The following is a 24672-nucleotide window of genomic DNA, read 5'->3' on the forward strand; positions in this document are numbered from 1 at the left end:
CGGCATACCCCGTCGGAACTCGGAACCGAAGGATGCGACACATGTCGGAGTCCCCTGCTGTTGACACTGCCGATGACACCAGCGACCGGCTCTACACGCCCGAGGAGCTCGCCGCCTACGCCGCGGAGCAGGCGCGTGCCGACGCGCTGGTCGACCCGCTGGCCGACCCGCTGACGGACCCACTGCCCCCGGCCGAGGCGCTGCCACCCCCACCGCGAACGATCACGCCGGCGACCTCGGTGACGTCGAGCCCGGCCCCCGACCCACGCCCGACCCTGGGCCCACGTCCGACCGCGCCGCCGCCGTCGGCGGTGCCGGCGCTCAGGCCGGCGACCGCGACGCCCGCGGCCGTTCCGGCCGGTGACGCCGAGCCCGAGGTCCGCCGCTTCATGACGGCCTCGGACTTCCTCGACCGGCGCGCCGGTCACGAGGACCACGGTCCGGCCACCTGGGGCTGGCGTGGCGGGGTGCGCCGGATGACCGGCGGCCTGATCAAGCCGCGGATGGGCCCGGCCGAGCGCCAGCACGCCAATGACCGGGCGACCATCCAGCGCGACTTCGACGGCCCGCGCACGATCGCGTTCATCAACCCCAAGGGCGGGGCGGCCAAGACCACTGGCGTCCTCGCCGCGGGCTACACGTTCGGGACGGTCCGCGGCGGAGGCGTCATCGCCTGGGACAACAACGAGACCCGCGGCACGCTGGGGATCCGCGGGTCCAGGAGCAGCCATCGCAACACCACCCGCGAGCTGCTCGACGACCTCGGCCGCTTCAAGGACGTCTACCAGTCGCGGATCGGCGACCTCGGCGCCTTCGTGCGCTCCCAGGGCGACGCGCACTTCGACGTGCTCGCCTCCGACGAGCGGCCCCACGTCACCGGCCAGATCCACGCCGACGACTTCAACGCCGTCCACTCCCTGCTCGAGCGCTTCTACCGGATCATCCTCGTCGACACGGGCAACAACATGAGGGCGGAGAACTGGCTGGCCGCCGCCGACGCGGCCGACCTGCTCGTCGTCACCTCGACGGTCCGCGAGGACACCGGCTACAGCGGGTTGTGGATGCTCGACGCCCTTCAGGACGCCGGCTACCAGAACCTCAAGTACAAGACGATCACGGTGCTCTCGGACCCCTCGGCCCAGGTGGACAACAAGCTCGCCGCCGACCTGGTCGAGGTCTACCAGCAGCGGACCCGCGGAGTGTTCCGGGTGCCCTACGACCCGGCGCTCGTGGCCGGGTCGGTCCTGCCCTACAACCAGCTGTCCGAGGGCACCCGGCGTTCGTGGCTGCACGCGTGTGCCGCCATGGCCGCGGCGCTGTAGCCAGCGTCCGGACTCGGCGCCAGCCGAGGGCCGTTGCAGAAGACTAGAACCTGTTCTAGGTTCCGCTCATGACGAACCGGGCACGGATCAAGGTCGCGCAGTGGGCCACCGGCGGGGTCGGCAAGGCCGCCATGCAGGACGTGCTCGCGCACCCCGACCTCGAGCTGGTGGGGGCCTGGGTGCACAGCGAGAGCAAGCACGGTGCGGACGTCGGCGAGATCATCGGCGGGGAACCGGTCGGCGTGCTCGCCACCACCAGCCGGCAGGAGATCCTCGACGGCGAGGCCGACTGCGTCGTCTACTCACCACTGATGCCCGACGAGGGCGAGGTCGTCGCGCTGCTCCGGGCCGGCAAGAACGTGGTCACGCCGGTGGGCTGGGTCAACCCCGACCCGGCGACGACCGGTGAGCTCCAGGCCGCCTGCGCGGCGGGCAACGCCACGCTGCACGGCACCGGCATCCACCCGGGCGGCATCACCGAGCGGTTCCCGCTGATGATCTCCGCGCTCTCGGCCGGCGTCACGCACGTGCGGGCCGAGGAGTTCTCCGACATCCGCACCTATGGCGCGCCCGACGTGATCCGCCACATCATGGCCTTCGGTGCCACGCCCGAGGAGGCGAAGGGCGGGATGATCGTCGGGCTGCTCAGCGGCGGGTTCAAGCAGTCCGTCCGGATGGTCGCCGACGAGATGGGGTTCGACATCGACCCCGAGCTGACCACCGTCCACGACGTCGCGGTGGCGACCGCCCCGATCGAGTCCCCGATCGGGGTCATCGAGCCGGGCCTGGTGGCCGGCCAGCGTTTCAGCTGGCGGGCCACCGTCAGGGGAGAACCGGTCGTGACCGCGACCGTCAACTGGCTGATGGGGGAGGGTGCCCTCGACCCGGCGTGGGAGATCGGTCCCGAGGGGGAGCGATTCGAGGTGGAGGTCACGGGCGACCCGTCCGTGAAGCTCACCTTCAAGGGCCTGCAGCCCGAGACGATCGAGGAGGGGCTCGTCCGCAACCCCGGTGTCGTCTCGACCGCCAACCACTGCGTCAGCGCGATCCCCTACGTCGTCGCCGCGGAGCCCGGCATCAAGACCTACCTCGACCTGCCGCTGATCGCCGGTCGCGCCGCGCCGCACCTGGCCCGGTGATCCTCGCGTGAGCATCCTCGACCTCTTCCGGCTCGACGGGAGGGTTGCCGTCGTCACCGGCGCCGGCCAGGGCATCGGCCGGGGCATCGCGATCGCCCTGGCCGAGGCGGGCGCCGACGTGGTGGTCGGGTCGCGCACCCAGCGCGACCTCGACGAGGTCGTCGCCCGCATCGAGGAGACCGGCCGCCGTGCGAAGGCGGTCGTCACCGACGTGCTGGTCGCCGAGGACCGGGCGCGGCTCGTCGACACCGCCGTGTCGGCGTACGGCCGGCTCGACGTGCTGGTCAACAACGCCGGCGGCAGCGGTCCGCGGCCGGCGATGGACACGTCCGAGGCGTTCTTCGAGCGGGCGATGCGCTTCAACGTCACCCAGCCGTTCCTGATGAGCCAGCTCGCCGCCCGGGCAATGGTCGACACGGCCGGCTCGGGTTCGATCGTCAACATCTCGTCCAGGTCCGCCGACCTGGTGCTGAGCTCGTTCGCGGCCTACGCCGCCGGCAAGGCTGCGCTCAACCAGGTGACCCGCAACCTGGCGGTCGAGCTCGCACCGCTGGTCCGGGTCAACGCGATCGGGGTCGGTGGCGTCGCCACCAAGAGCCTCGAGGTCGTGCTGACCGACGAGAACCTGCGCCGCGAGTTCGACGCCAACACCCCGATGAAGCGGCCGGGCACGCCCGAGGACATCGCTGCGGCCGCGCTCTACTTCGCCTCGCCGGCGTCGTCGTGGGTCACCGGCAAGCTGCTTCAGGTCGACGGCGGCACCGAACGCCCGGCCATCGACGTGCCGGTGCCCCCGCTGCGGCCACGGGGCTGATGACGCGGGTCAGCGGAATCGCGGACGTCCGGTGCGCCACCGGTTCGTGGGGCGAGGTAGGGTTCACCTCGATCGACATCCTTTAACGAGCCGTCCAGAGAGGCGGAGAAGGAGGTCGGAGCACGCATGACAGCGCGCCCTGCCCAAGAGACGGCCCCTCAGACGGCCGCCAGCTCATCCTCCAGCGACGGCCGCACCGTCCTCGACCAGGGTGACGTCACCCGGGCCCTCACCCGCATCGCCCACGAGATCCTCGAGCGCAACAAGGGCGCCCATGACCTCGTCCTGCTCGGGATCCCGAGTCGTGGCGTGCCGCTGGCCCGGCGGATCGCCGAGCGGATCGCCGCCGTGGAGGGCTACGACGTGCCGGTCGGGTCGCTCGACGTGACGATGTACCGCGACGACCTGCGGCTCAAGCCCGCCCGGACCCTGATGAGGACCGACATCCCCTCCGGCGGGGTCGACGGCAAGGTCGTGGTCCTCGTCGACGACGTGCTCTTCTCCGGACGCACCATCAGGTCGGCGCTCGACGCCCTCAACGACGTCGGCCGGCCCGCTGCCGTCCGTCTCGCTGTGCTGGTGGACCGCGGCCACCGCGAGCTGCCGATCCGGGCCGACTTCGTCGGCAAGAACCTCCCGACCTCGCTGGTCGAGCGGGTCAAGGTCAGCGTCGCCGACCTCGACGGCGTCGACGCGGTGACCATCGAGGACGAGAGGAGCGGACAGTGAAGCGCCACCTGCTCAGCGCGGCCGACCTGACCCGCGACGACGCCGAGCTCGTCCTCTCCACCGCCGCCGAGATGCGGGCGCTGGCCGACCGGCCCATCAAGAAGCTGCCCGCACTGCGCGGCCGCACGGTCGTCAACCTGTTCTTCGAGGACTCGACCCGCACCCGGATCTCCTTCGAGGCGGCCGCCAAGCGGCTGTCGGCCGACGTCATCAACTTCGCCGCCAAGGGTTCCTCGCTGAGCAAGGGGGAGAGCCTCAAGGACACGGCGCTCACCCTCGAGGCGATGGGCGCGGACGCGGTGGTCGTGCGCCACGGCTCCAGCGGGGCGCCGCACCGGCTCGCGCACTCCGGCTGGGTGAAGTCGAGCGTGGTCAACGCCGGTGACGGCACCCACGAGCACCCCACGCAAGCGCTCCTCGACGCCTTCACCATGTGGACCCACCTGGGTGAGTCCAAGCCCGGCGGGCTGGAGGGCCGCCGGGTCGCGATCGTCGGCGACGTCCTGCACAGCCGGGTCGCCCGCTCCAACGCGCTGCTGCTCCGCACGCTGGGCGCCGAGGTGACGCTGGTCGCCCCGCCGACCCTGCTGCCGGTCGGCATCGAGTCCTGGCCGGTCGAGACGTCCTACGACCTCGACGCGGTGATCCCCAAGGCGGACGCCGTGATGATGCTGCGGGTGCAGCGGGAGCGGATGAACGCCGCGTTCTTCCCCACCGCGCGGGAGTACAGCCGGCGCTACGGCCTCGACGGCCGCCGGATGGCGACGCTCCAGGACCACACGATCGTCATGCACCCCGGACCCATGGTGCGCGGCATGGAGATCACCGCCGACGTGGCCGACTCGCCCCGCTCGGTGATCGTCGAGCAGGTCACCAACGGCGTGGCTGTCCGGATGGCCGTGCTCTACCTGCTGCTTGGGGGCAGCGAGCCCGCAGTCGGCACCACCGAGGGAGAAGAGTGACCATGACATCGGGCTACCTGATCCAGGGCGTCTCCGTCCTCGGCGGCGCGCCCACAGACGTCGTGCTGCGCGACGGCGTCATCGCCGAGATCGGTTCCGGCCTGTCCGGCGACGGTGCCGAGGTCCTCGACGCGTCGGGCCTCATCGCGCTGCCCGGCCTCGTCGACCTGCACACCCACCTGCGCGAGCCGGGCCGGGAGGACGCGGAGACCGTGGAGACCGGCACCCGGGCCGCGGCCCTGGGTGGCTTCACCGCGGTGCACGCGATGGCCAACACCGACCCGGTCGCCGACACCGCGGGCGTGGTCGAGCAGGTCTGGCGCCTCGGGCGGGAGGCGGGCTACTGCGACGTCCGCCCGGTGGGTGCGGTCACCGTCGGCCTCGGCGGCGAGCGGCTCGCCGAGCTCGGGGCGATGGCCGACTCCGCCGCACAGGTCCGGGTCTTCTCCGACGACGGCAAGTGCGTGAGCGACGCGGTGCTGATGCGCCGCGCGCTGGAGTACGTCAAGGCCTTCGACGGGGTCGTGGCCCAGCACGCGCAGGAGCCGCGACTGACCGAGGACGCCCAGATGAACGAGGGTGAGCTGTCCGGCCGCCTCGGGCTGGCCGGTTGGCCGGCGGTCGCCGAGGAGGCGATCATCGCCCGCGACTGCCTGCTCGCCGCCCACGTCGGCTCGCGCCTGCACGTCTGCCACGTGTCGACCGCCGGCTCGGTCGAGATCGTCCGCTGGGCGAAGTCGAAGGGCTGGAACGTCACCGCCGAGGCCTGCCCCCACCACCTGCTGCTCACCGATGACCTGGCCGCGACCTACGACCCGATCTACAAGGTCAACCCGCCGCTCCGCTCGGCCGCCGACGTCGAGGCGCTGCGGGCCGGGCTCGCCGACGGCACCATCGACTGCGTCGCCACCGACCACGCCCCGCACCCGCACGAGGACAAGGACTGCGAGTGGGCCGCGGCGGCCTTCGGGATGCTCGGTCTCGAGACCGCGCTGTCGATCGTCCAGGAGACGATGGTCGACCCCGGCCTTCTCGACTGGGCCGGCGTGGCAGAGCGGATGTCCCACGCCCCGGCGCGGATCGGCCGGGTCGCCGACCAGGGCCGGCCGCTCGTGGTCGGCGAGCCTGCCAACGTGGTGCTCTATGACCCCGGCGTACGCCGCGTGGTCGACCCGACCGAGTCCGCCAGCCTGTCCCGCAACACGCCCTACCGGGGCATGGAGCTGCCGGGCCGGGTCGTCGCCACCTTCCTGCGAGGCCGGCCCACGGTCCTGGACGGGAAGCTCCAGTGACCGCCGCGATCCTGGTGCTGGAGGACGGCCGCACGTTCCGCGGAGATGCCTACGGCGCCGAGGGGGAGACCTTCGGGGAGGCGGTCTTCAACACCGGCATGACCGGCTACCAGGAGACCCTGACCGACCCGTCCTACCACCGCCAGGTCGTGGTGATGACCGCGCCTCACATCGGCAACACCGGGGTCAACGACGAGGACCCGGAGTCATCGCGGATCTGGGTGGCCGGCTACGTCGTCCGCGACCCGGCCCGGGTCCCGTCCAGCTGGCGGAGCGTGCGCAGCCTGGACGACGAGCTCAAGGCACAGGGCGTGGTCGGCATCAGTGGGGTCGACACCCGCGCCCTGACCCGCCACCTGCGCGAGCGCGGCGCGATGCGGGTCGGCATCTCCTCGACCGAGACCGACGCCGAGGCTCTGCTGGGCAGGGTCCGGGCCAGTGCAGAGATGGCCGGCGCCGAGCTGGCCGGGGAGGTCTCCACCAAGGAGGCATACGTCGTCCCCGCCCACGGTGAGAAGACGCTGACGGTCGCGGCCCTCGACCTGGGCATCAAGACGATGACGCCCTACCGGATGGCCGAGCGCGGCATCGAGGTGCATGTGCTGCCCGCCACCTCGACCTACGACGACATCCTGGCTCTCGGGGCCGACGGGATCTTCTACTCCAACGGTCCCGGCGACCCGGCGGCGACGACCAGCCAGGTCGACCTGCTGCGGGCCGCCCTCGCCGACGGGATGCCCTACTTCGGCATCTGCTTCGGCAACCAGCTCTTCGGCCGGGCCCTCGGTTTCGGCACCTACAAGCTGAAGTACGGCCACCGCGGCATCAACCAGCCGGTCATGGACCGCACCACCGGCAAGGTCGAGGTCACCGCCCACAACCACGGCTTCGCCGTGGACGCCCCGCTCGACGTCCCCACCGAGACGCCCTACGGCGTCGCGACGGTCAGCCACGTGTGCCTCAACGACGACGTGGTCGAGGGGCTCGAGCTGCGCTCCCCGGGCGGCGACCTCAAGGCGTTCTCGGTGCAGTACCACCCCGAGGCCGCGGCCGGCCCGCACGACGCGGCCTACCTCTTCGACCGGTTCGTGGAGCTCATGCAGCACAGTCGCTTGGAGGGTGCGCGTGCCTAAGCGCGAGGACATCAGGAGCGTGCTGGTGATCGGCTCCGGGCCGATCATCATCGGGCAGGCGTGCGAGTTCGACTACTCCGGCACCCAGGCCTGCCGGGTGCTGCGCGCCGAGGGCATCCGGGTCGTGCTGGTCAACTCCAACCCGGCCACGATCATGACCGACCCGGAGTTCGCAGACGCGACCTACGTCGAGCCGATCACCCCCGAGTTCGTCGAGAAGGTCATCGAGAAGGAGCGCCCGGACGCGCTGCTCGCCACCCTGGGCGGGCAGACCGCGCTCAACACCGCGATGGCGCTGGACGCCGCGGGCGTGCTGGACAAGTACGGCGTCGAGCTGATCGGTGCGTCCATCGAGGCCATCGACCGCGGCGAGAACCGGCAGATCTTCAAGAAGATCGTCGAGGACCTCGGCGGCGAGGTGGCCCGCAGCGCCATCTGCCACTCGATGGAGGACTGCCTGGCCGCGGCCGAGGACCTCGGCTACCCGGTCGTGGTGCGCCCGTCGTTCACCATGGGCGGCACCGGCTCCGGGATGGCGCACGACGAGACCGACCTGCGCCGGATCGCCGGCGCCGGGCTCCAGGCCAGCCCCACCACCGAGGTGCTCCTCGAGGAGTCGATCCTCGGCTGGAAGGAGTACGAGCTCGAGGTCATGCGCGACACCAAGGACAACGTGGTGATCGTGTGCTCGATCGAAAACCTCGACCCGATGGGCGTGCACACCGGCGACTCGATCACGGTCGCGCCGGCCATGACGCTGACCGACCGGGAGTACCAGAAGCTGCGCGACCTCTCGATCGGCATCATCCGCTCGGTCGGTGTCGACACCGGCGGCTGCAACATCCAGTTCGCGGTCAACCCGCGCGACGGCCGGATCGTCGTCATCGAGATGAACCCCCGTGTCTCGCGCTCCAGCGCGCTGGCGTCGAAGGCCACCGGCTTCCCGATCGCCAAGATCGCCGCCAAGGTCGCCATCGGCTACACCCTCGATGAGATCCCCAACGACATCACCACCCGAGCCGACGGCGGCTCGACGCCGGCGGCCTTCGAACCGACGCTGGACTACGTCGTGGTGAAGGTGCCGCGGTTCGCGTTCGAGAAGTTCCCCGGCGCCGACCACGAGCTCACCACCCACATGAAGTCCGTCGGCGAGGCGATGGCGATCGGGCGCAACTTCACCGAGGCGCTCCAGAAGGCGCTGCGCTCGCTGGAGAGCAAGGACGCGCCGTTCGACTGGCACCAGGAGTGGGTGGACCTCGACAAGGCCGCGCTGCTCGAGGAGATCAAGGTCCCCCACGACGGCCGGCTCAAGAAGGTCATGGACGCGCTCCGCGCCGGGGCGTCCCCCGAGGAGATCTTCGCCGCCACCCACATCGACCCGTGGTTCGTCGACCAGCTGCTGCTCATCAACGAGGTGGCCGTCGAGGTCACCGCCGCCGCCGAGCTGACCCCCGAGATCCTGCGCAAGGCCAAGCGGCACGGCTTCTCCGACGCCCAGATCGGCAAGATCCGCGGGATGACCGCGGACGTCGTCCGCGGCGTTCGCCATGCCCTCGGCATCCGGCCGGTCTACAAGACCGTGGACACCTGCGCCGCCGAGTTCGCAGCGGCGACGCCCTACCACTACTCGTCCTACGACGAGGAGACCGAGGTGCAGCCGCGGGAGCGGCCGGCGGTGATCATCCTGGGCTCGGGACCCAACCGGATCGGGCAGGGCATCGAGTTCGACTACTCCTGCGTGCATGCCTCGATGGCGCTCGGGCAGGACGAGGGCCCTCAGGCGATTCCGGGTGGGGGCTACGAGACCGTGATGGTCAACTGCAACCCCGAGACGGTCTCGACCGACTACGACACCTCCGACCGGCTCTACTTCGAGCCGCTGACGCTGGAGGACGTGCTCGAGGTCGTGCACGCCGAGCAGCAGGCCGGCCCGGTCGCAGGCGTGATCTGCCAGCTCGGCGGGCAGACGCCGCTCGGTCTGGCGCAGGGCCTCGAGGACAACGGCGTACCCATCGTCGGCACCTCACCGGCCGCGATCCACCTCGCCGAGGAGCGCGGCTCCTTCGGCCGGGTGCTCCACGAGGCGGGGCTCAACGCCCCCAAGCACGGTATGGCGTCGTCCTACAGCGAGGCGATCGCGATCGCCGCCATGATCGGCTACCCCGTGCTGGTGCGGCCGTCCTACGTCCTGGGTGGCCGGGGCATGGAGATCGTCTACGGCGACCAGGCGCTCGAGGGCTACATCCACCGCGCCACAGAGATCAGCCCCGAGCACCCCGTGCTGGTCGACCGCTTCATCGACGACGCGGTCGAGATCGACGTCGACGCGCTCTACGACGGGAAGGAGCTGTTCCTCGGCGGTGTCATGGAGCACATCGAGGAGGCGGGCATCCACTCCGGTGACTCCTCGTGCGCCCTGCCGCCGATCACCCTCGGCGAGTCGGAGATCCAGCGGATCCGGGAGGCCACCGAAGCGATCGCCCGCGGCGTCGGCGTGCGGGGCCTCATCAACATCCAGTACGCCCTCGGCTCCGACGTCCTCTACGTCCTCGAGGCCAACCCCCGCGCCTCGCGGACCGTGCCGTTCGTCTCCAAGGCGACTGCGACCCCCCTGGCCAAGGCCGCGGCGCGGATCATGCTCGGCGAGACCGTCGCGGACCTGCGGGCCTCCGGGCTCCTCCCCGCCGACGGCGACGGCGGCACCCTGCCCGCGGACCAGCCGATCGCGGTCAAGGAGGCCGTGATGCCGTTCAACCGGTTCCGCACCCCCGACGGCAAGCAGGTCGACACCGTGCTGGGCCCGGAGATGAAGTCGACCGGCGAGGTCATGGGGCTCGACGCGGACTTCGGCTCGGCGTTCGCGAAGTCCCAGGCGGCGGCCTACGGCTCGCTCCCACTGCCTGTCCAGGACGATCGGGCGGGCCGGGTCTTCGTCTCGATGGCCAACCGCGACAAGCGCACCATGATCTTCCCGATCAAGGTGCTGGCCGACATGGGCTTCGAGATCCTGGCGACCCAGGGCACGGCCGAGGCACTCCGCCGCAACGGGGTCCAGGCCACCATCGTGCGCAAGCACTTCGAGGGCCCGGGGGAGGGCGACCAGCGCACCACCGTCCAGCGGATCCTCGACGGCGACATCGACCTGGTGATCAACACCCCCCACGGCTCGACCGGTGGCGGCTCGGCGCGTATCGACGGCTACGAGATCCGCACCGCGGCGGTGATGGCCAACATCCCGTGCATCACCACGGTGCAGGGCCTCGGGGCAGCCGTGCAGGGGATCGAGGCGTCCATCCGCGGCTCGATCGGGGTGCGGTCCCTCCAGGACTGGTTTCGAGACGGTCGCAGCACGACCTCCTCAACCCAGGGGTTCTGACACCACGTGACTGCCTACTCCCTCCTGTTCGACCACGGCTTCACCCACGTCGACCCCGAGCGGGCGCACCATCTCGGCTTCAGGGCCGTGCGGGCGGCACGTCCCCTCCTGTCGCGACGGCGTACGCCGGGTGCGCCCGTCTCCGCGATGGGTCTGACGTTCCCCAACGTGCTGGGCCTGGCGGCCGGCTTCGACAAGAACGGCGTCGGCATCGACGCCCTGGGTGCTCTCGGGTTCGGACACGTGGAGGTGGGCACCGTCACCGGGCGGCCGCAGCCCGGCAACGAGCGGCCGCGCCTCTTCCGGCTGCCGAGCGACCGGGCGGTGGTCAACCGGATGGGCTTCAACAACGACGGTGCCGAGGTGGTGGCCCGTCGCCTGGCACTCCGTCGCTCGCGGGGCGGTCGTGGGGCGGGGCCCGTCCTCGGGGTCAACATCGGCAAGACCAAGCTCGTGCCGGAGGACGACGAGGCGGCGGTCCTCGAGGACTACGGGCTCAGCGCCGGGCTGCTGGCGCCGTACGCCGACTACCTCGTGGTCAACGTCAGCTCGCCCAACACCCCGGGTCTGCGCACGCTGCAGGCAGTCGAGAAGCTCGAGCCGCTGCTCACGCACGTCCGGCTCACCGCGGACCGGGAGCTCAGCCGGTCCGGGGCCGACCGGCGGGTGCCCCTGCTGGTCAAGATCGCCCCGGACCTCGCCGACGAGGACGTCCTCGCCGTGGCCGACCTGGCCCAGGCGATCGACCTCGACGGGATCATCGCCACCAACACCACCGTCTCGCGGGCCGGGCTCACCTCCACCCCGGCCGAGATCGAGGCGGCCGGCGCCGGCGGGTTGTCCGGGCGGCCCCTCGCTGCCCGGTCCTTGGAGGTGCTGCGGCTGCTGCGCGGCCGGGTCGGCGACCGGCTGACGCTCATCGGCGTCGGCGGCATCACCACGGCCGCGGACGCCCGCGCCCGCCTCGATGCCGGCGCGGACCTGCTCCAGGGCTACACCGCGTTCGTCTACGAGGGGCCGGGTTGGCCCCGCCGGATCCTGCGGGGGATCTCCGGGGAAGGTGCTCAATGACGCATTTCGGTGCTCGCTTCGCCGCCGCCCTCGAGGCCCGGGGCCCGCTGTGCGCCGGCATCGACCCCCACTCCGGGCTGCTCGCGGCCTGGGGGCTGCCTGACGACGTGTCCGGGCTGGAGCGGTTCGCGCTGACCGCGGTCGAGGGGTTGGCGCCCCACGTCGCGCTGGTCAAACCGCAGTCCGCGTTCTACGAACGGTTCGGAAGCAAGGGCGTCGCCGTCCTGGAGCGGGTGATCGCGGCCTCGCGCGCCGCGGGTGCGCTGGTGCTCCTGGACGTCAAGCGCGGCGACATCGGCTCGACGACCCAGGCCTACGCGGACGCCTACCTCGATCCCGCCTCGCCGCTGGCCGCCGACGCGATCACGGCGAGCCCCTACCTCGGGTTCGGCTCGCTGGAGCCGATGATCGACACCGCAAGGCGGTTCGACGCCGGGGTGTTCGTCCTGGCGCTGACCTCCAACAAGGAGGGCGCCGAGGTGCAGCACGCACGCACCGAGGACGGTGCGCTCGTCGCCGGCCGGATGCTGGACCACTTGCGGGCGCTCAACGCCGGAGCCGAGCCGCTCGGCTCGTTCGGCGCGGTGATCGGGGCGACGATCGGCTCGCTCCCCGAGTCCGGAGCCGAGCTCGACTTCGCCTTCAACGGACCGATCCTGGCGCCCGGCTTCGGCGCGCAGGGGGGCACCGTCGCCGACATCCGGCGGATCTTCGGCAGTGCGGTGGCCGCGGTCACCCCGAGCTCGTCGCGCGAGCTCCTGCGCAAGGGGCCCTCGGTGGAGGCGCTGCGGATCGAGGCGGTGCGCCTCAACGACGAGCTCCGGTCATGACGCGTCCGTGGAGGGGAGCCGTGGTGGCCCTGGCACTGCTGGCCGGAGTGTCGGTGTCGTGCTCCGACGACCCGCACGCTGACTACTGCGAGGTCGTCACCGACAACCAGGAGGAGCTCACCCGGATCCTCGGCGAAGGCGGACCCGACGTCCTGCTACGGGCCCTCCCGGTCTTCCGCGAGCTCGAGGACGCCGCGCCCCCGGACATCCGCGACGACTGGAAGGTCGTCGTCACCGGGCTGGAGGCCCTCGAGTCCGCGCTCGACGACGCCGGGGTCGACCCCGCGACCTACGACCGCGACAACCCGCCGGAGGGTGTGAGCGAGGAGGAGCGCGACCGGATCGACGCCGCGGCCCAGGAGCTCACCACCGAGGACTCGGTGGCCGCCTTCGCCGCGGTGGAGCAGCAGGCGCGAGACGTCTGCAAGACGCCTCTCCGGCTCTGAGGGCCACTCCCCGTTGTGGCGCCACGAGGGCACGACTAGATTGACCACGCTCTCTCACCGCCGACGACGAGGACTCTGCAACGTGGCCCTGCCCCCGCTCACGCCCGAGCAGCGCCAGGCGGCGCTCGAGAAGGCTGCGGCCTCCCGTCGTGAGCGCGCCGAGGTCAAGAACCGGCTGAAGCACAACGGCGCCACCATCAGCGAGGTCCTCGCCGAGGGCCACACCAACGAGGTGATCGGCAAGATGCGGGTCATCGACCTGCTCCAGTCGATGCCGGGCCTCGGCAAGGTCCGCGCCCGCCAGCTCATGGAGCGGCTCGAGATCGCCGAGAGCCGCCGGGTCCGGGGGCTCGGCACCAAGCAGGTCGCCGCCCTGGAGCGTGAGTTCGCCCCAGGTGAGTGAGGCTCCCAGCCGCCTGACAGTGCTTGCGGGGCCGACCGCGGTCGGCAAGGGCAGCGTCTCGGCCGACATCCGCGCGCACCACCCGGAGGTGTGGATCTCGGTGTCGGTGACGACCCGGGCTCCGCGACCCGGCGAGGAGGACGGCGTCCACTACTGGTTCGTCTCCGACGAGGAGTTCGACCGGATGGTCGCCGACGACGAGCTGCTCGAGTGGGCGGTCGTGCACAACTCCGCCCGCTACGGGACTCCCCGGGGCGCCGTCGAGCAGGTGCTCGCCGCCGGCCGGCCGGCCCTGTTGGAGATAGACCTCCAGGGCGCGCGCCAGGTGCGTGCCTCGATGCCGGAGGCGCTGTTCGTCTTCCTCGCCCCGCCGTCGTGGGAGGAGCTGGTCCGCAGGCTGGTCGGTCGCGGCACCGAGGACGAGGCCGAGCGGGAGCGCCGGCTGGCGACCGCGATCGAGGAACTGGCCGCCGAGCCCGAGTTCGACGTGAGCATCGTCAACCACGAAGTTCACGCTTCCGCGGAGGAGTTGGTAGCCTTGATGAGGCTCGATCGGGACATTTCTGGTCCGGATCATCTGAGCGGCCATCCGAGCGACCTGACTGACTGAGCGAGGCTTCTGCGTGTCTGCACCCAACATCGCGGCCGAGGGCGTCACCAACCCCTCGATCGACGACCTGCTCACCAAGACCGACAGCAAGTACAAGCTGGTCCTCTACAGCGCCAAGCGCGCCCGGCAGATCAACGCCTACTACTCCCAGCTCGGCGAGGGTCTGCTGGAGTACGTCGGCCCGCTCGTCGAGACCCACGTCCAGGAGAAGCCGCTCTCGATCGCGCTGCGCGAGATCAACGGCGACCTGCTGACCTGCGAGGACGTCGACCCGGCCGAGCTCGCCGCCGAGGAGGCCGCCGCCAAGGCCGCTGTCGCCGACGGCTCCAAGTCCTTCGACGCCGGCCCCGCCGCGGAGTAGAGCTTGGCTGACGCCGAGCAGAGCGCACAGCCGAAGCCCCGGGTCGTCCTGGGGGTCTCCGGCGGCATCGCGGCGTACAAGGCCTGTGAGCTGCTGCGGCTCCTGACCGAGTCCGGCCACGACGTGACCGTCGTGCCGACGGCCGCCGCCCTGCGGTTCGTGGGTGCGCCCACGTGGTCAGCGCTCTCCGGCAAGCCCGTGTCCACCGAGGTGTGGGACGAGGTGCATGAGGTGCCGCACGTCCGGATCGGCCAGTCCGCCGACCTGGTCGTGGTGGCTCCGGCGACCGCGGACCTGCTCGCCAAGGCCGCACACGGGCTGGCCGACGACCTCCTGACCAACACCCTGCTCACCGCCCGTTGCCCGGTCGTCCTCGCGCCGGCCATGCACACGGAGATGTGGGAGCACGCCGCCACGCAGGCCAACGTCGCGACGCTGCGTGACCGAGGCGTGCTGGTCCTCGAGCCTGCCGAGGGCAGGTTGACCGGCGCCGACTCCGGCAAGGGCCGGCTCCCCGAGGCCGCCGAGATCTTCGATGTCTGTCTCGACGTGCTGGCCCGGGGGATCGCCGTCCAAGACCTCGCCGGCCGCCAGGTGGTCGTGTCGGCTGGTGGGACCCGCGAATACCTCGACCCCGTCCGGTTCCTCGGCAACCGCTCCAGTGGTCGGCAGGGATACGCCCTGGCCCGCGCCGCGGCATCTCGGGGTGCCGAGGTGACCTTGGTCGCGGCCAACACCACGCTGCCCGAGCCCGCCGGGGTCAAGGTCGTGCGCGTCGAGACGACCCAACAGCTCCGCGTCGAGGTGCTCGCCGCCGCAGCGTCCGCCGACGCCGTCGTGATGGCCGCCGCCCCGGCGGACTTCCGGCCGACGTCGGTGAGTGACGCCAAGATCAAGAAGGCCGACGACGGCTCGGCGCCGGCCATCGAGCTCGCGCAGAACCCCGACATCCTCCACGAGCTGAGCTCGAACCGGTCACGGGCCGGGCAGGTCGTGGTCGGGTTCGCCGCCGAGACCGGCGATGCCTCCGGGTCGGTCCTCGAGCTGGCCCGCGCCAAGCTCGCCCGCAAGGGCTGCGACCTGCTCGTGGTCAACGACGTGAGCGGGGGAGCGGTGTTCGGCAGCGCTGACAACGAGGCCGTGATCCTCGCCGCCGACGGCGGCAGCCGCGACGTGCCACGAGGCTCCAAGACCCAGGTGGCGCATGCCATTTGGGACGAAGTGGTCGCCAGACTGCAAGATTGACCTGCTCACCCCGCACACCGATCGGAGTAGACCTGTGCCTGGACGCTTGTTCACCTCGGAGTCCGTGACCGAGGGTCACCCGGACAAGATCGCCGACCAGATCAGCGACTCCGTCCTCGACGAGATGCTGCGCAACGACCCCTACAGCCGGGTGGCGGTCGAGACCCTGCTCACCACCGGACTGGTGGTGGTCGCCGGCGAGGTGACCACCAACGGCTACGTCGACGTCAAGGACGTGGTCCGCAAGCGGATCATCGAGATCGGCTACGACTCGTCCCACAAGGGCTTCGACGGGCACTCCTGCGGCGTCCTGGTCGCCATCGGCGGCCAGTCGGGCGACATCGCCCAGGGTGTCGACAGTGGCCACGAGGCCCGCACCGGCTCGGTCGACGCGATGGACAAGCAGGGCGCCGGTGACCAGGGGCTGATGTTCGGTTACGCCTGCGACGACACCGACGTGCTCATGCCGCTCCCGATCGTGATGGCCCAGCTGCTCGCCGAGAAGCTCACCGAGGTGCGCAAGGACGGCACGCTGCCCTACCTGCGCCCCGACGGGAAGACCCAGGTCACCATCGAGTACGACGCGGACAACCGTCCGGTCCGCGTCGACACCGTCGTGCTCTCCACCCAGCACGACGAGGAGACCGACCTCTCGACCCTCGAGGCCGACGTCAAGAAGCACGTGATCGACCCCGTGCTCGCCACCTTCGACCTGCCGTCGGAGGGCTACCGGCTGCTGGTGAACCCGACCGGGCGGTTCGTGGTCGGCGGCCCGATGGGCGACGCCGGCCTCACCGGCCGCAAGATCATCGTGGACACCTACGGCGGCATGGCCCGCCACGGTGGTGGGGCCTTCTCGGGCAAGGACCCGTCGAAGGTCGACCGCTCCGCGGCCTATGCCATGCGTTGGGTCGCCAAGAACGTCGTCGCCGCCGGGCTCGCCCGCCGGTGCGAGGCCCAGGTCGCCTACGCGATCGGCAAGGCCCAGCCGGTCGGTGTCTTCATCGAGACCTTCGGCACCGGCACCGCCTCCGACGAGGCGATCCAGGAGGCCGTGCTCGAGGTCTTCGACCTGCGGCCGGCCGCGATCATCCGCGACCTCGACCTGCTCCGCCCGATCTATGCCAAGACAGCCGCCTACGGCCACTTCGGCCGCGAGCTCCCCGAGTTCACCTGGGAGCGCACCGACCGCGTCGAGGAGCTGAAGGCGGCCGTCGGGGGCTGAGCCCCCGACGGCGCGCCACGCGCCCGCAGGCCGCTAGGGCAGGATCTTCCACCTCCACTTGGCCGGCGTCGGGTCGGCGTTGCCGGCGGCGTCGATGGCGTAGACCTGGAACTTGTGCTTCCCGACCTTCAGGTTCTTGTACTTCTTGGGCGAGGTGCAGGGCTTCCACTTCTTCTTGTCCAGCTTGCACTTGAACGTCGAGCCCGGCTCGCTCGAGGTGAAGCGGAACTTCGCCTTGTGGCTGAAGGTCTTCTTCTTCGGGTGTTTGGTGATGGTCGTCTGCGGCGGCGTGGTGTCAGGCGTGACACACGTGACGATCCGGATGTCGTCGAGGAACCAGCCGTAGTCGTCGGCCACGTTGTCCGTGCCGATCCGCCAGCGGAACATCACGCTCTGACCAGCGAGAGAGGCGAGATCGGCTCGGCTGGACCCGTAGCCGTTGCTCTCCCGGACGAACGCCGACCGCCCAGCAAGGGGGTTGGTGAAGGGCGCGGCGATGGCCCCGGTGTAGCCGTTCGCGCCGCCGGGCGCAGCGAACAACGACCCGGCGTCGGTCCACGGGCCGCCGGCCCCGGTGGTCGAGTACTCCAACACGCCACCGTCGTAGGCGAAGCTCGGGTCGTCCTCGAAGCCGAACGAGTGGTTGAAGTGCAGGTGCGCGTTCGCGGGGAGCACCACCGGGTTGGTCATCCTGATGAAGGAGTCGCTGACCGTCGGCCGGTTGTAGCCCCACGCGTTGGTGCTGCCGCTCGTCGCGTAGGTCGCGTCGAAACCGAAGCCGGACAGCGGGTTCGGGTTCTGCGGGTAGGACCAGGCGTTCGCCCCGGTGATCGCGCCCGTGGTGAACTGGCCCGCAGGCGTCTCCAGGTTGTCCGAGAGCACGGTGGAGGTCAGGTTGGTGCCGGTCGGGCACGGCGTGGCCGTGCGGGTCGGCGAGTTCGTCGGGTTCTGGTCCATCTCGGTGGCCTGCACGATCTCGTTGACCTCGGTGCAGTCCGCCGCGATGATCCCGTCGGTCCCGATCAGGTTGGTGCACGCCTGACGCAGCGCGTTGGCCAGGTCGGCGTAGTCCGAGCCCGAGATCAGCATGCTGTTGTTGACCGTGTAGTAGATCCGTGCGGCCTTCGTGATGCCGAGGCCGGTGATCGTCTGGCCGTTGAAGTTGCCGCCGTCAACCATCAGGAAGGCTGCCTTGTTGTTGACGCCGCTGTTGGAGTGGACGCCACCGCCGTCCCCTTCACCAGGGTCGGAGGTGTAGTTCGGGCTGAGCATCCGGTCGGGGTCACCGAACGCCGGGGGGTCCTCCATGTCGCGGATCGCGCCGAACCCGGGGATGTCCTCGCCCATCAGCCAGCGGACGGCCGGGGTGTCGGTGCCGGCCCCGTTGACCAGGTCGATGTACTCACCGAAGACGTCGGACATCGACTCGTTGATGGCGCCGGACTGCTGGTAGTAGAAGAGGCTCGAGCTGAAGTCGGTGAAGCCATGGGTCAGCTCGTGGCCGACCACGTCGTCTGCGCTGGCGAATCCGTTGCCGTACACCATCTGCGCGCCGTCCCAGAACGCGTTCTCGTAGGGGCAGTTCGGCGCGTCGGGGCAGTAGTCGGTGGTCGAGGTCAGTGTCAGGCCCGCGCCGTCGAGGCTGTCCCGGCCGAACCGGGTGAAGAAGAAGTCGTAGGTGTCGCCGGCGAATTCGAAGGCCAGCTCCATGTCGTCGTCGTCGGCCGGCACCGGCGGGCTGGCCTCGGTGCGGTCCGGGGCGACGCACGGGTAGTCCGCTCCTATGACCTCGTTCGCGTCGCAGACCTCCCGGTCCTTGGCGGCGTGGATGGTCTCGAAGCTCAGGGCGACGGTGCCTGACGCGGCGTCCACGACGACACGTCGGCCGATGTCGGTCACCTTGCCGGCTCCGCGGACCTCGGTGACCCAGGCGAGCCGCGCGGTCTGGAACGGCCCGGGGGCGCTGAGCAGCCTCGGGTCGTAGAGCATCAGCTGCGGGGCGGTGGAGGTGGCGAGGCTGGCGGCCTTCGCCCCGGTCTCCTTGGCCACGGCTGCGACCGCGGTCCTCGCGGCGGCGGCGGCGGACACGGCGGGCTTGGTCGACACCGCACGGATCGGGCTCGCCTCGCCGAGCACGGACAGCACGTCGTTGGCACCGTCGAGGGTGACGACGAACTCACCGCCGAGCACGGGCACGCCGGAGTAGGTCTGGCCCATGCGGACGGCGGTCCCGCCACCCGGGGTTGCGTGCTTCTCGATCAGTCTCAGGTCGGACCCGCTGAGGCCGAGCTGGCCTGCGTGTGCGGCCAGGAACGAGCGGGCGACAGTCGTCGCGTTGGCACCGGCCCCGAAGCCGGAGTCGATCGGTTTGCCCGCTGCGGTGCCGATGAAGCCGACCTTGCCGGTCTCGTCCTGGCGGTCGAGGGTCACACCAGGACCGAACCCGTCGGTTCCGCTGGCGGAGGCCTGTGTGATGCCGCTGAGGGTCGCCGCCACGAGAACGGCGGCAAGTGCTCCCGTCGCCGCTAGGACGCGCTGTCGGTTGCGCGAAGGTGCCATCGGACTGCCTCCAAGGGGGATGCGAATGCCCGCTGCATCCGCGACCCCCACCTTCGCCCCAGCCGTTGCGAAGGTCAACAGATACTGGGGCCGCACGTGGTCGGGCCCCGGGGACGAGGGGTGGCGAGTGATATCCATGTCGCCGTGTCCCGGCCCGATCAGCAACGCGACGAGTCCGGGGAGCAGGCCGAGCTGCTCCCCGGGCTGGTGCGTGCCGAGGTCGCCCGGGCCCGGAAGGCCTCGGCGACCCGGGCGCGCAAGGCCGCCGCGGCGCCGGTCGCCGCCGACGACCCGGTGGCCCGGGTCCTGGTCGACCTGCCGCTGGCCCACCTCGACCGGGCCTTCGACTACGCGGTGCCGGCCGCGCTGGCCGAGGCCGCACGGCCGGGGGTGCGCGTCAAGGTGCGGTTCGCCGGGCAGGACGTCGACGGCTTCCTCGTGGAGCGCTGCGCGACGAGTGACCACACGGGCACGCTCACCGCACTGCGCCGGATCGTCAGCCCCGAGCCGGTGCTCTCTCCGGCGGTGGCGGCGCTCTGCGAGGAGGTCGCACGGCGCTACGCGGGGACCCGCGCCGACGTGCTGAGGCTGGCCATCCCGCCACGGCACGCGACGGTCGAGAAGCAGGACCCGCAGTCGGTCGCCGGACCCCACGACGCGGACCTCGCCGCGGGAGACCGGGCGTGGGCGGGCTACACCGCCGCCCCGGCCTTCCTGCGCCATCTCGCCGAGGGTGGCGCACCGCGCGCGGTGTGGGGGGCCGGACCGGGCACGGACTGGCCGGCGCTCGTCGCACATGCGGTCGCGGCGACCTGTGCCAGCGGGCGGGGAGCGCTGGTCGTCGTGCCGGACCACGCCGATGTCGCCCGCGTCGATGCGGCTCTCGCGGCGGTGCTCGGTGACGGGCAGCACGTCGTGCTGACGGCCGACGCCGGTCCGGCCCGGCGCTACCGGGAGTTCCTGCAGGTCGTGCGCGGCCAGCGCCGGGTCGTCGTGGGCACTCGTGCTGCCGCGTTCGCTCCGGTCCACGACCTCGGGCTGGTCGTGATCTGGGACGACGGCGACGACCTCCACGCCGAACCGCGCGCTCCCTACCCCCACGCTCGCGAGGTGCTGCTCATCCGGGCCGAGCGCGAGGGCGCCGCGATGCTGGTCGGTGGGTTCGCCCGGACCGTGGAGGGGCAGCAGCTGCTGCGCACCGGCTGGGCTCGGCCGCTCGCGCTGGAGCGGGGTGAGCTGCGCACCCGTGCGCGCATCGAGATCGCAGGCGCCGACGACCACAGCCTCGACCGCGACCCGTTCGCCCGCGCCGCGCGCCTGCCGAGCCAGGTGCACCGCCTGGTGCGCGACGCCTTGGCGGCGGGGCCGGTGCTGGTGCAGAACCCACGCGCGGGCTACGTCACCTCGCTCGCCTGCGTCCGGTGCCACACCCCTGCGCGCTGCACCGCCTGTCGCGGGCCGCTGGCCCTCACCTCCGCGACCAGCCCGCCCAGCTGTCGCTGGTGCGGGACGGTGGCCGAGGCCTGGGCCTGCCCCGAGTGTGGCGACCGTGGACTGCGGGCGCCCGTCGTCGGTGAGGCGCGCACCGCCGAGGAGCTCGGCCGCGCGTTCCCCGGAGCCGTGGTCCGGATGTCGGCGGGCGAGCACGTGCTGGCCCACGTGGAGGCGACCCCCGGCGTCGTGGTGGCGACGCCGGGCGCAGAGCCGGTGGCCGCAGGCGGCTACGCCGCGGTCGTTCTGCTGGACACCTGGCTCACCCTCGGCCTCGAGCACCTGCGCGCTGACGAGGAGGCTCTGCGCCGGTGGAGCAACGCGGTCGGCCTGCTGCGTCCCGGCGGGCGCGCGATCGCGGTCGGCGACCCCGGACATCCGGCGCTTCAGGCGCTGGTGCGCTGGGACCAGCCGGGGTTCGCCGAGCGGGAGGCCGAGGCCCGCCGCGAGGTGCACCTGCCGCCGGCGTCCCGGCTGGCGACGCTGACCGGAGAGCTGGGCGCGGTCGACGACGTGCTGACCCTGCTCGACCGCCCCGAGGGCACCGAGGTGCTCGGACCGGCACCGGTCCCCGGGCTCGATGCCGGGCAGGTGCGAGCCGTGGTCCGGGTGCCGCGCATCCACGGGGGCGCCCTGTCCGACGCCCTGGGCGAGGTCCAACGCCTCCGCTCGGCGCGCAAGCTCGACCCGGTGCGCATCCAGGTCGACCCGCCCACGTTGTGACGCGTCCCTAGACTGCCGCCGTGATCGTCCCCATCCGGCTCCTGGGCGACCCGGTGCTGCGCAGCCGCGCCACCGAGGTCGTCGACTTCGACAAGGAGCTGCGCCGGCTGGTGCAGGACCTCACCGAGACCATGCTGGACGCGCCCGGCGCCGGACTCGCCGCGCCGCAGATCGGGGTCGGGCTCCGGGTGTTCACCTGGTACGTCGACGACGAGGTCGGCCACCTCGTCAACCCGACCCTCACCCTCTCCGAGGAGGTCCAGGACGGGCCGGAGGGCTGCCTGTCGATCCCTGGCCTGGTCATCGACTGCCGCCGCGCGCTCTCGGTGGTCGCCCACGGCTACGACATGCACGGTGAGCCGGTCGTCGTGGAGGGCAGCGAGCGGCTGGCCCGGGCGATCCAGCACGAGACCGACCACCTCGACGGCATCCTGTTCCTCGACCGGCTGGACCGGGAGGCCCGCCGGACGGCGATGAGGGAGATCCGCGAGTCCGACTGGTTCGCCGCCGAGCAGCCCACCATCAAGGTCAGCCCGCACGCCACCGGCGGGCTCGGCCGGTGAGCGGCAGCCGATGAGGGTCGTCTTCGCAGGCACGCCAGAGCCGGCCCTGCCCTCGCTCCAGGCCATCGCCGACTCCGGCCACGACCTGGTCGGCGTGGTCACCCGACCGGACGCGCCGGCCGGCCGGGGCCGGCGGCTCACCCCCAGCCCGGTGGCCACGCGGGCCGAGGAGCTCGGCGTCCCCGTCCTCAAGCCCGACCACCCCCGGGACCCGGAGTTCCAGGAAGCGCTGCGGGCTCTCGCGCCCGACTGCTGCCCCGTCGTGGCCTACGGCGCGCTGCTGCCCCAGTCTGCGCTCGACATCCCGCAGCACGGCTGGGTCAACCTGCACTTCTCGTGTCTGCCCGCCTGGCGCGGCGCCGCCCCGGTGCAGCACGCGATCTGGGCCGGCGACGAGGTCACCGGGGCCACCACGTTCCGGATCGTCCGCGAGCTCGACGCCGGACCGACCTTCGGCGTGATGACCGAACGGATCCGGCCGACCGACACTGCCGGCGACCTGCTCGCCCGCTTGGCCGAGGGGGGCGCGGGGCTCCTCGTCGCCACGCTCGACGGCATCGAGGACGGCTCCCTGGAGGCGCGCGACCAGCCCGTCGACGGGGTGTCGCTCGCGCCCAAGATCACCGTCGAGGACGCGCACGTGTCGTGGTCCGAGCCGGCCGACCTCGTCGACCGCCGGGTCCGGGCCTGCACTCCGGCGCCAGGCGCGTGGACGACGTACGACGAGCAGCGGGTCAAGCTCGGGCCGGTGACGGTCACCGACGAGGTCCTGCCGCCGGGGGAGGTGCGGGTCGGCAAGTCCGAGGTGCTGGTCGGCACCGGCACGACCGCGGTGCGCCTCGGCGAGGTCAAGGCGTTCGGGTCCCGGCAGATGCCCGCGGCCGACTGGGCCCGCGGGTTGCGGCGCGAGACGATCGTCCGCTTCCGTTAGGTTCGTGGCATGAGCATCAGCCGGGGGCGCGATGGCTGAGCCCCGACCACGGGGGAAGCAGCCGGCCGTCGCGGTCGAGGGTCGTGGGGGCACTCGCCGCATCGAGGTCGACCCGGCCCGGCTCGCCGCGTTCGACGTGCTCAAGACAGTGCGGGTCGACAAGGCCTACACCAACCTGGTCCTGCCCGCAGCGATCACTCACTACAAGCTCGCCGGACGCGACGCGGCCCTCACCACCGAGCTCGCCTCGGGGACTATCCGGCTGCGCGGCACCTATGACGCCATCATCGCCGCCTGCTCGGACCGCCCGATGACCAAGATCGAGGCCCGGGTGCTCGACGCCCTCCGCCTCGGTGCCCACCAGCTCCTGTCGATGCGGGTGCCTTCGCACGCGGCCATCAGCACCACCGTCGACATCGTGCACCTGCGTACCGGATCGGGCGCTGCCGGCTTCGCCAACGCCGTCCTGCGCAGGGTCGCGCAGCACGACCTCGACGAGTGGATCGCCCGGGTCGCCCCTGACCCGAAGACCTCGCCGACCCGGCACGACTCGATCGCCTACAGCCATCCGGACTGGATCATCGACGAGCTGCGGGGCGCCGTCGGCGCGGTCGAGCTCCCCGAGCTGCTCGCCGCCGACAACGTCGCGCCCGCCGTCACGTTGGTGGCGCGGCCAGGCCGGTCCACCCGCGAGGAGCTGCCCGGTGAGCCGACGCGCTACTCGCCGTACGGCGTCGTGATGGCCGGTGGCGACCCCGGGGCCGTGCCCGCGGTCGCCGAGGGTCGGGCCGGCGTCCAGGACGAGGGGTCCCAGCTGGTCGCAGCCGTGCTCGCCGCCGCGCCGCTGGTGGGGCAGGACCGGCTCTGGCTCGACCTGTGCGCCGGACCGGGAGGCAAGTCGGCTCTGCTGGCCGGCCTCGCCACGGAACGGGGTGCAACCCTGGTCGCCAACGAGCTGCAGCCGCACCGAACCGGCCTCGTGGCCCGGGCGCTGCGCGGTGCTGACGGCGTGGGAGGCATCGTCACGGGCGACGGCACCAGGCCGCCCTACCGGGCCGGCAGCTTCGACCGGGTCCTGGTCGACGCTCCCTGCACCGGCCTCGGTGCTCTCCGCCGGCGGCCGGAGGCACGCTGGGCGCGAAAGCCCGACGACCTGCTGACCCTGGTGATGCTCCAGCGCTCCCTGACCAGCGCGGCGCTGGACCTGGTGCGCCCGGGTGGAGTGCTCCTATATGCCACCTGCTCCCCGGTTCTCTCGGAGACGGCGAGCGTCGTCGGCGCCATCGCGCAGACCCGGCACGACGTGGTGCTCGAGGACGCCGCACCGTTGCTGAGCCAGGTCCCGGACTGCGCCGGACCGATCCCCGGCACCCTGCAGCTGTGGCCGCACCGGCACGGCACGGACGCGATGTTCATGGCGCTCTTCCGGCGCCTCGAGGCCTGACCC

General features: G+C 71.8%; 21 protein-coding genes. 20 read left to right on the forward strand and 1 reads right to left on the reverse strand.

The window, feature by feature from the left end:
* The first annotated feature begins 41 nt into the window (after positions 1-41).
* From ACYVC6_RS17815 to metK, 16 genes are all read left to right on the forward strand, one after another.
* Entirely contained in the window at positions 42-1322 is a 1281-nt protein-coding gene (locus ACYVC6_RS17815) for a MinD/ParA family ATP-binding protein (protein WP_460715789.1), read from the forward strand.
* 68 nt (positions 1323-1390) lie between these two features.
* Positions 1391-2461: an NAD(P)H-dependent amine dehydrogenase family protein gene (locus tag ACYVC6_RS17820; RefSeq protein ID WP_460715790.1), complete on the forward strand. Its 1071-nt coding sequence runs from the start codon at positions 1391-1393 to the stop codon at positions 2459-2461.
* Between the two features lie 7 nt (positions 2462-2468).
* Positions 2469-3275 carry a glucose 1-dehydrogenase gene (locus ACYVC6_RS17825; protein WP_460715791.1) on the forward strand — a complete coding sequence of 269 codons (807 nt, stop codon included), beginning with the start codon at positions 2469-2471 and terminating at the stop codon, positions 3273-3275.
* A 126-nt stretch (positions 3276-3401) separates the two neighbouring features.
* A complete protein-coding gene (pyrR, locus tag ACYVC6_RS17830; protein WP_460715792.1) occupies positions 3402-4004 on the forward strand; it encodes a bifunctional pyr operon transcriptional regulator/uracil phosphoribosyltransferase PyrR in 603 nt (200 codons plus the stop codon).
* Complete coding sequence (locus ACYVC6_RS17835; RefSeq protein ID WP_460715793.1) at positions 4001-4966, forward strand: aspartate carbamoyltransferase catalytic subunit; 966 nt, start codon at positions 4001-4003, stop codon at positions 4964-4966. Before pyrR ends, ACYVC6_RS17835 begins: the two co-directional genes overlap by 4 nt.
* A gap of 2 nt (positions 4967-4968) precedes the next feature.
* Positions 4969-6258, forward strand: coding sequence for a dihydroorotase (locus ACYVC6_RS17840; RefSeq protein WP_460715794.1), 1290 nt, complete (start codon positions 4969-4971; stop codon positions 6256-6258).
* On the forward strand, positions 6255-7391 hold the full coding sequence (carA, locus tag ACYVC6_RS17845) for a glutamine-hydrolyzing carbamoyl-phosphate synthase small subunit (RefSeq protein WP_460715795.1): 1137 nt from the start codon (positions 6255-6257) through the stop codon (positions 7389-7391). The genes ACYVC6_RS17840 and carA overlap by 4 nt, the downstream gene beginning before the upstream one ends.
* A complete protein-coding gene (gene carB / locus ACYVC6_RS17850) occupies positions 7384-10767 on the forward strand; it encodes a carbamoyl-phosphate synthase large subunit (RefSeq protein WP_460715796.1) in 3384 nt (1127 codons plus the stop codon). Before carA ends, carB begins: the two co-directional genes overlap by 8 nt.
* A gap of 6 nt (positions 10768-10773) precedes the next feature.
* Positions 10774-11838 carry a quinone-dependent dihydroorotate dehydrogenase gene (locus ACYVC6_RS17855; protein ID WP_460715797.1) on the forward strand — a complete coding sequence of 355 codons (1065 nt, stop codon included), beginning with the start codon at positions 10774-10776 and terminating at the stop codon, positions 11836-11838.
* Entirely contained in the window at positions 11835-12668 is an 834-nt protein-coding gene (pyrF, locus tag ACYVC6_RS17860; protein WP_460715798.1) for an orotidine-5'-phosphate decarboxylase, read from the forward strand. Before ACYVC6_RS17855 ends, pyrF begins: the two co-directional genes overlap by 4 nt.
* A complete protein-coding gene (locus ACYVC6_RS17865) occupies positions 12665-13114 on the forward strand; it encodes a hypothetical protein (RefSeq protein WP_460715799.1) in 450 nt (149 codons plus the stop codon). Before pyrF ends, ACYVC6_RS17865 begins: the two co-directional genes overlap by 4 nt.
* A gap of 82 nt (positions 13115-13196) precedes the next feature.
* A complete protein-coding gene (mihF, locus tag ACYVC6_RS17870; protein WP_460715800.1) occupies positions 13197-13517 on the forward strand; it encodes an integration host factor, actinobacterial type in 321 nt (106 codons plus the stop codon).
* A complete protein-coding gene (gene gmk / locus ACYVC6_RS17875; protein ID WP_460715801.1) occupies positions 13510-14127 on the forward strand; it encodes a guanylate kinase in 618 nt (205 codons plus the stop codon). The genes mihF and gmk overlap by 8 nt, the downstream gene beginning before the upstream one ends.
* Before the next feature lie 13 nt (positions 14128-14140).
* A complete protein-coding gene (gene rpoZ / locus ACYVC6_RS17880; RefSeq protein WP_460715802.1) occupies positions 14141-14488 on the forward strand; it encodes a DNA-directed RNA polymerase subunit omega in 348 nt (115 codons plus the stop codon).
* 3 nt (positions 14489-14491) lie between these two features.
* Positions 14492-15733: a bifunctional phosphopantothenoylcysteine decarboxylase/phosphopantothenate--cysteine ligase CoaBC gene (coaBC, locus tag ACYVC6_RS17885; protein ID WP_460715803.1), complete on the forward strand. Its 1242-nt coding sequence runs from the start codon at positions 14492-14494 to the stop codon at positions 15731-15733.
* A 34-nt stretch (positions 15734-15767) separates the two neighbouring features.
* The gene (gene metK, locus ACYVC6_RS17890; protein ID WP_460715805.1) at positions 15768-16958 is read left to right on the forward strand and encodes a methionine adenosyltransferase; all 1191 of its coding nucleotides are present in this window, start codon (positions 15768-15770) and stop codon (positions 16956-16958) included.
* Between the two features lie 33 nt (positions 16959-16991).
* On the opposite strand, the gene ACYVC6_RS17895 is transcribed toward metK, so the two are convergent.
* Positions 16992-19388 carry a M4 family metallopeptidase gene (locus tag ACYVC6_RS17895; RefSeq protein ID WP_460715807.1) on the reverse strand — a complete coding sequence of 799 codons (2397 nt, stop codon included), beginning with the start codon at positions 19386-19388 and terminating at the stop codon, positions 16992-16994.
* Between the two features lie 273 nt (positions 19389-19661).
* On the opposite strand from ACYVC6_RS17895, the gene ACYVC6_RS17900 reads away from it, so the two are divergent.
* Genes ACYVC6_RS17900 through ACYVC6_RS17915 form a run of 4 tightly spaced genes read left to right on the forward strand, consistent with a single transcriptional unit; the run spans position 19662 to position 24669 of the window.
* Positions 19662-21731: a primosomal protein N' gene (locus ACYVC6_RS17900; protein ID WP_460715808.1), complete on the forward strand. Its 2070-nt coding sequence runs from the start codon at positions 19662-19664 to the stop codon at positions 21729-21731.
* 20 nt (positions 21732-21751) lie between these two features.
* Positions 21752-22294: a peptide deformylase gene (gene def, locus ACYVC6_RS17905; RefSeq protein ID WP_460715809.1), complete on the forward strand. Its 543-nt coding sequence runs from the start codon at positions 21752-21754 to the stop codon at positions 22292-22294.
* Positions 22295-22304: 10 nt separating this feature from the next.
* Positions 22305-23225, forward strand: a complete 921-nt coding sequence (gene fmt, locus ACYVC6_RS17910) for a methionyl-tRNA formyltransferase (RefSeq protein WP_460715810.1) — start codon at positions 22305-22307, stop codon at positions 23223-23225.
* Between the two features lie 31 nt (positions 23226-23256).
* Positions 23257-24669: an RsmB/NOP family class I SAM-dependent RNA methyltransferase gene (locus ACYVC6_RS17915; protein ID WP_460715811.1), complete on the forward strand. Its 1413-nt coding sequence runs from the start codon at positions 23257-23259 to the stop codon at positions 24667-24669.
* Positions 24670-24672 lie beyond the last annotated feature (3 nt).

It is taken from the genome of Nocardioides dilutus (assembly GCF_054779555.1).

Coding starts and splice junctions, on each gene's coding strand:
- ACYVC6_RS17815 (WP_460715789.1), top strand. CDS start 42: ATGTCGGAGTCCCCTGCTGTTGACACTGCCGATGACACCAGCGACCGG.
- ACYVC6_RS17820 (WP_460715790.1), top strand. CDS start 1,391: ATGACGAACCGGGCACGGATCAAGGTCGCGCAGTGGGCCACCGGCGGG.
- pyrR (WP_460715792.1), top strand. CDS start 3,402: ATGACAGCGCGCCCTGCCCAAGAGACGGCCCCTCAGACGGCCGCCAGC.
- ACYVC6_RS17840 (WP_460715794.1), top strand. CDS start 4,969: ATGACATCGGGCTACCTGATCCAGGGCGTCTCCGTCCTCGGCGGCGCG.
- pyrF (WP_460715798.1), top strand. CDS start 11,835: ATGACGCATTTCGGTGCTCGCTTCGCCGCCGCCCTCGAGGCCCGGGGC.
- ACYVC6_RS17865 (WP_460715799.1), top strand. CDS start 12,665: ATGACGCGTCCGTGGAGGGGAGCCGTGGTGGCCCTGGCACTGCTGGCC.
- fmt (WP_460715810.1), top strand. CDS start 22,305: ATGAGGGTCGTCTTCGCAGGCACGCCAGAGCCGGCCCTGCCCTCGCTC.
- ACYVC6_RS17915 (WP_460715811.1), top strand. CDS start 23,257: ATGGCTGAGCCCCGACCACGGGGGAAGCAGCCGGCCGTCGCGGTCGAG.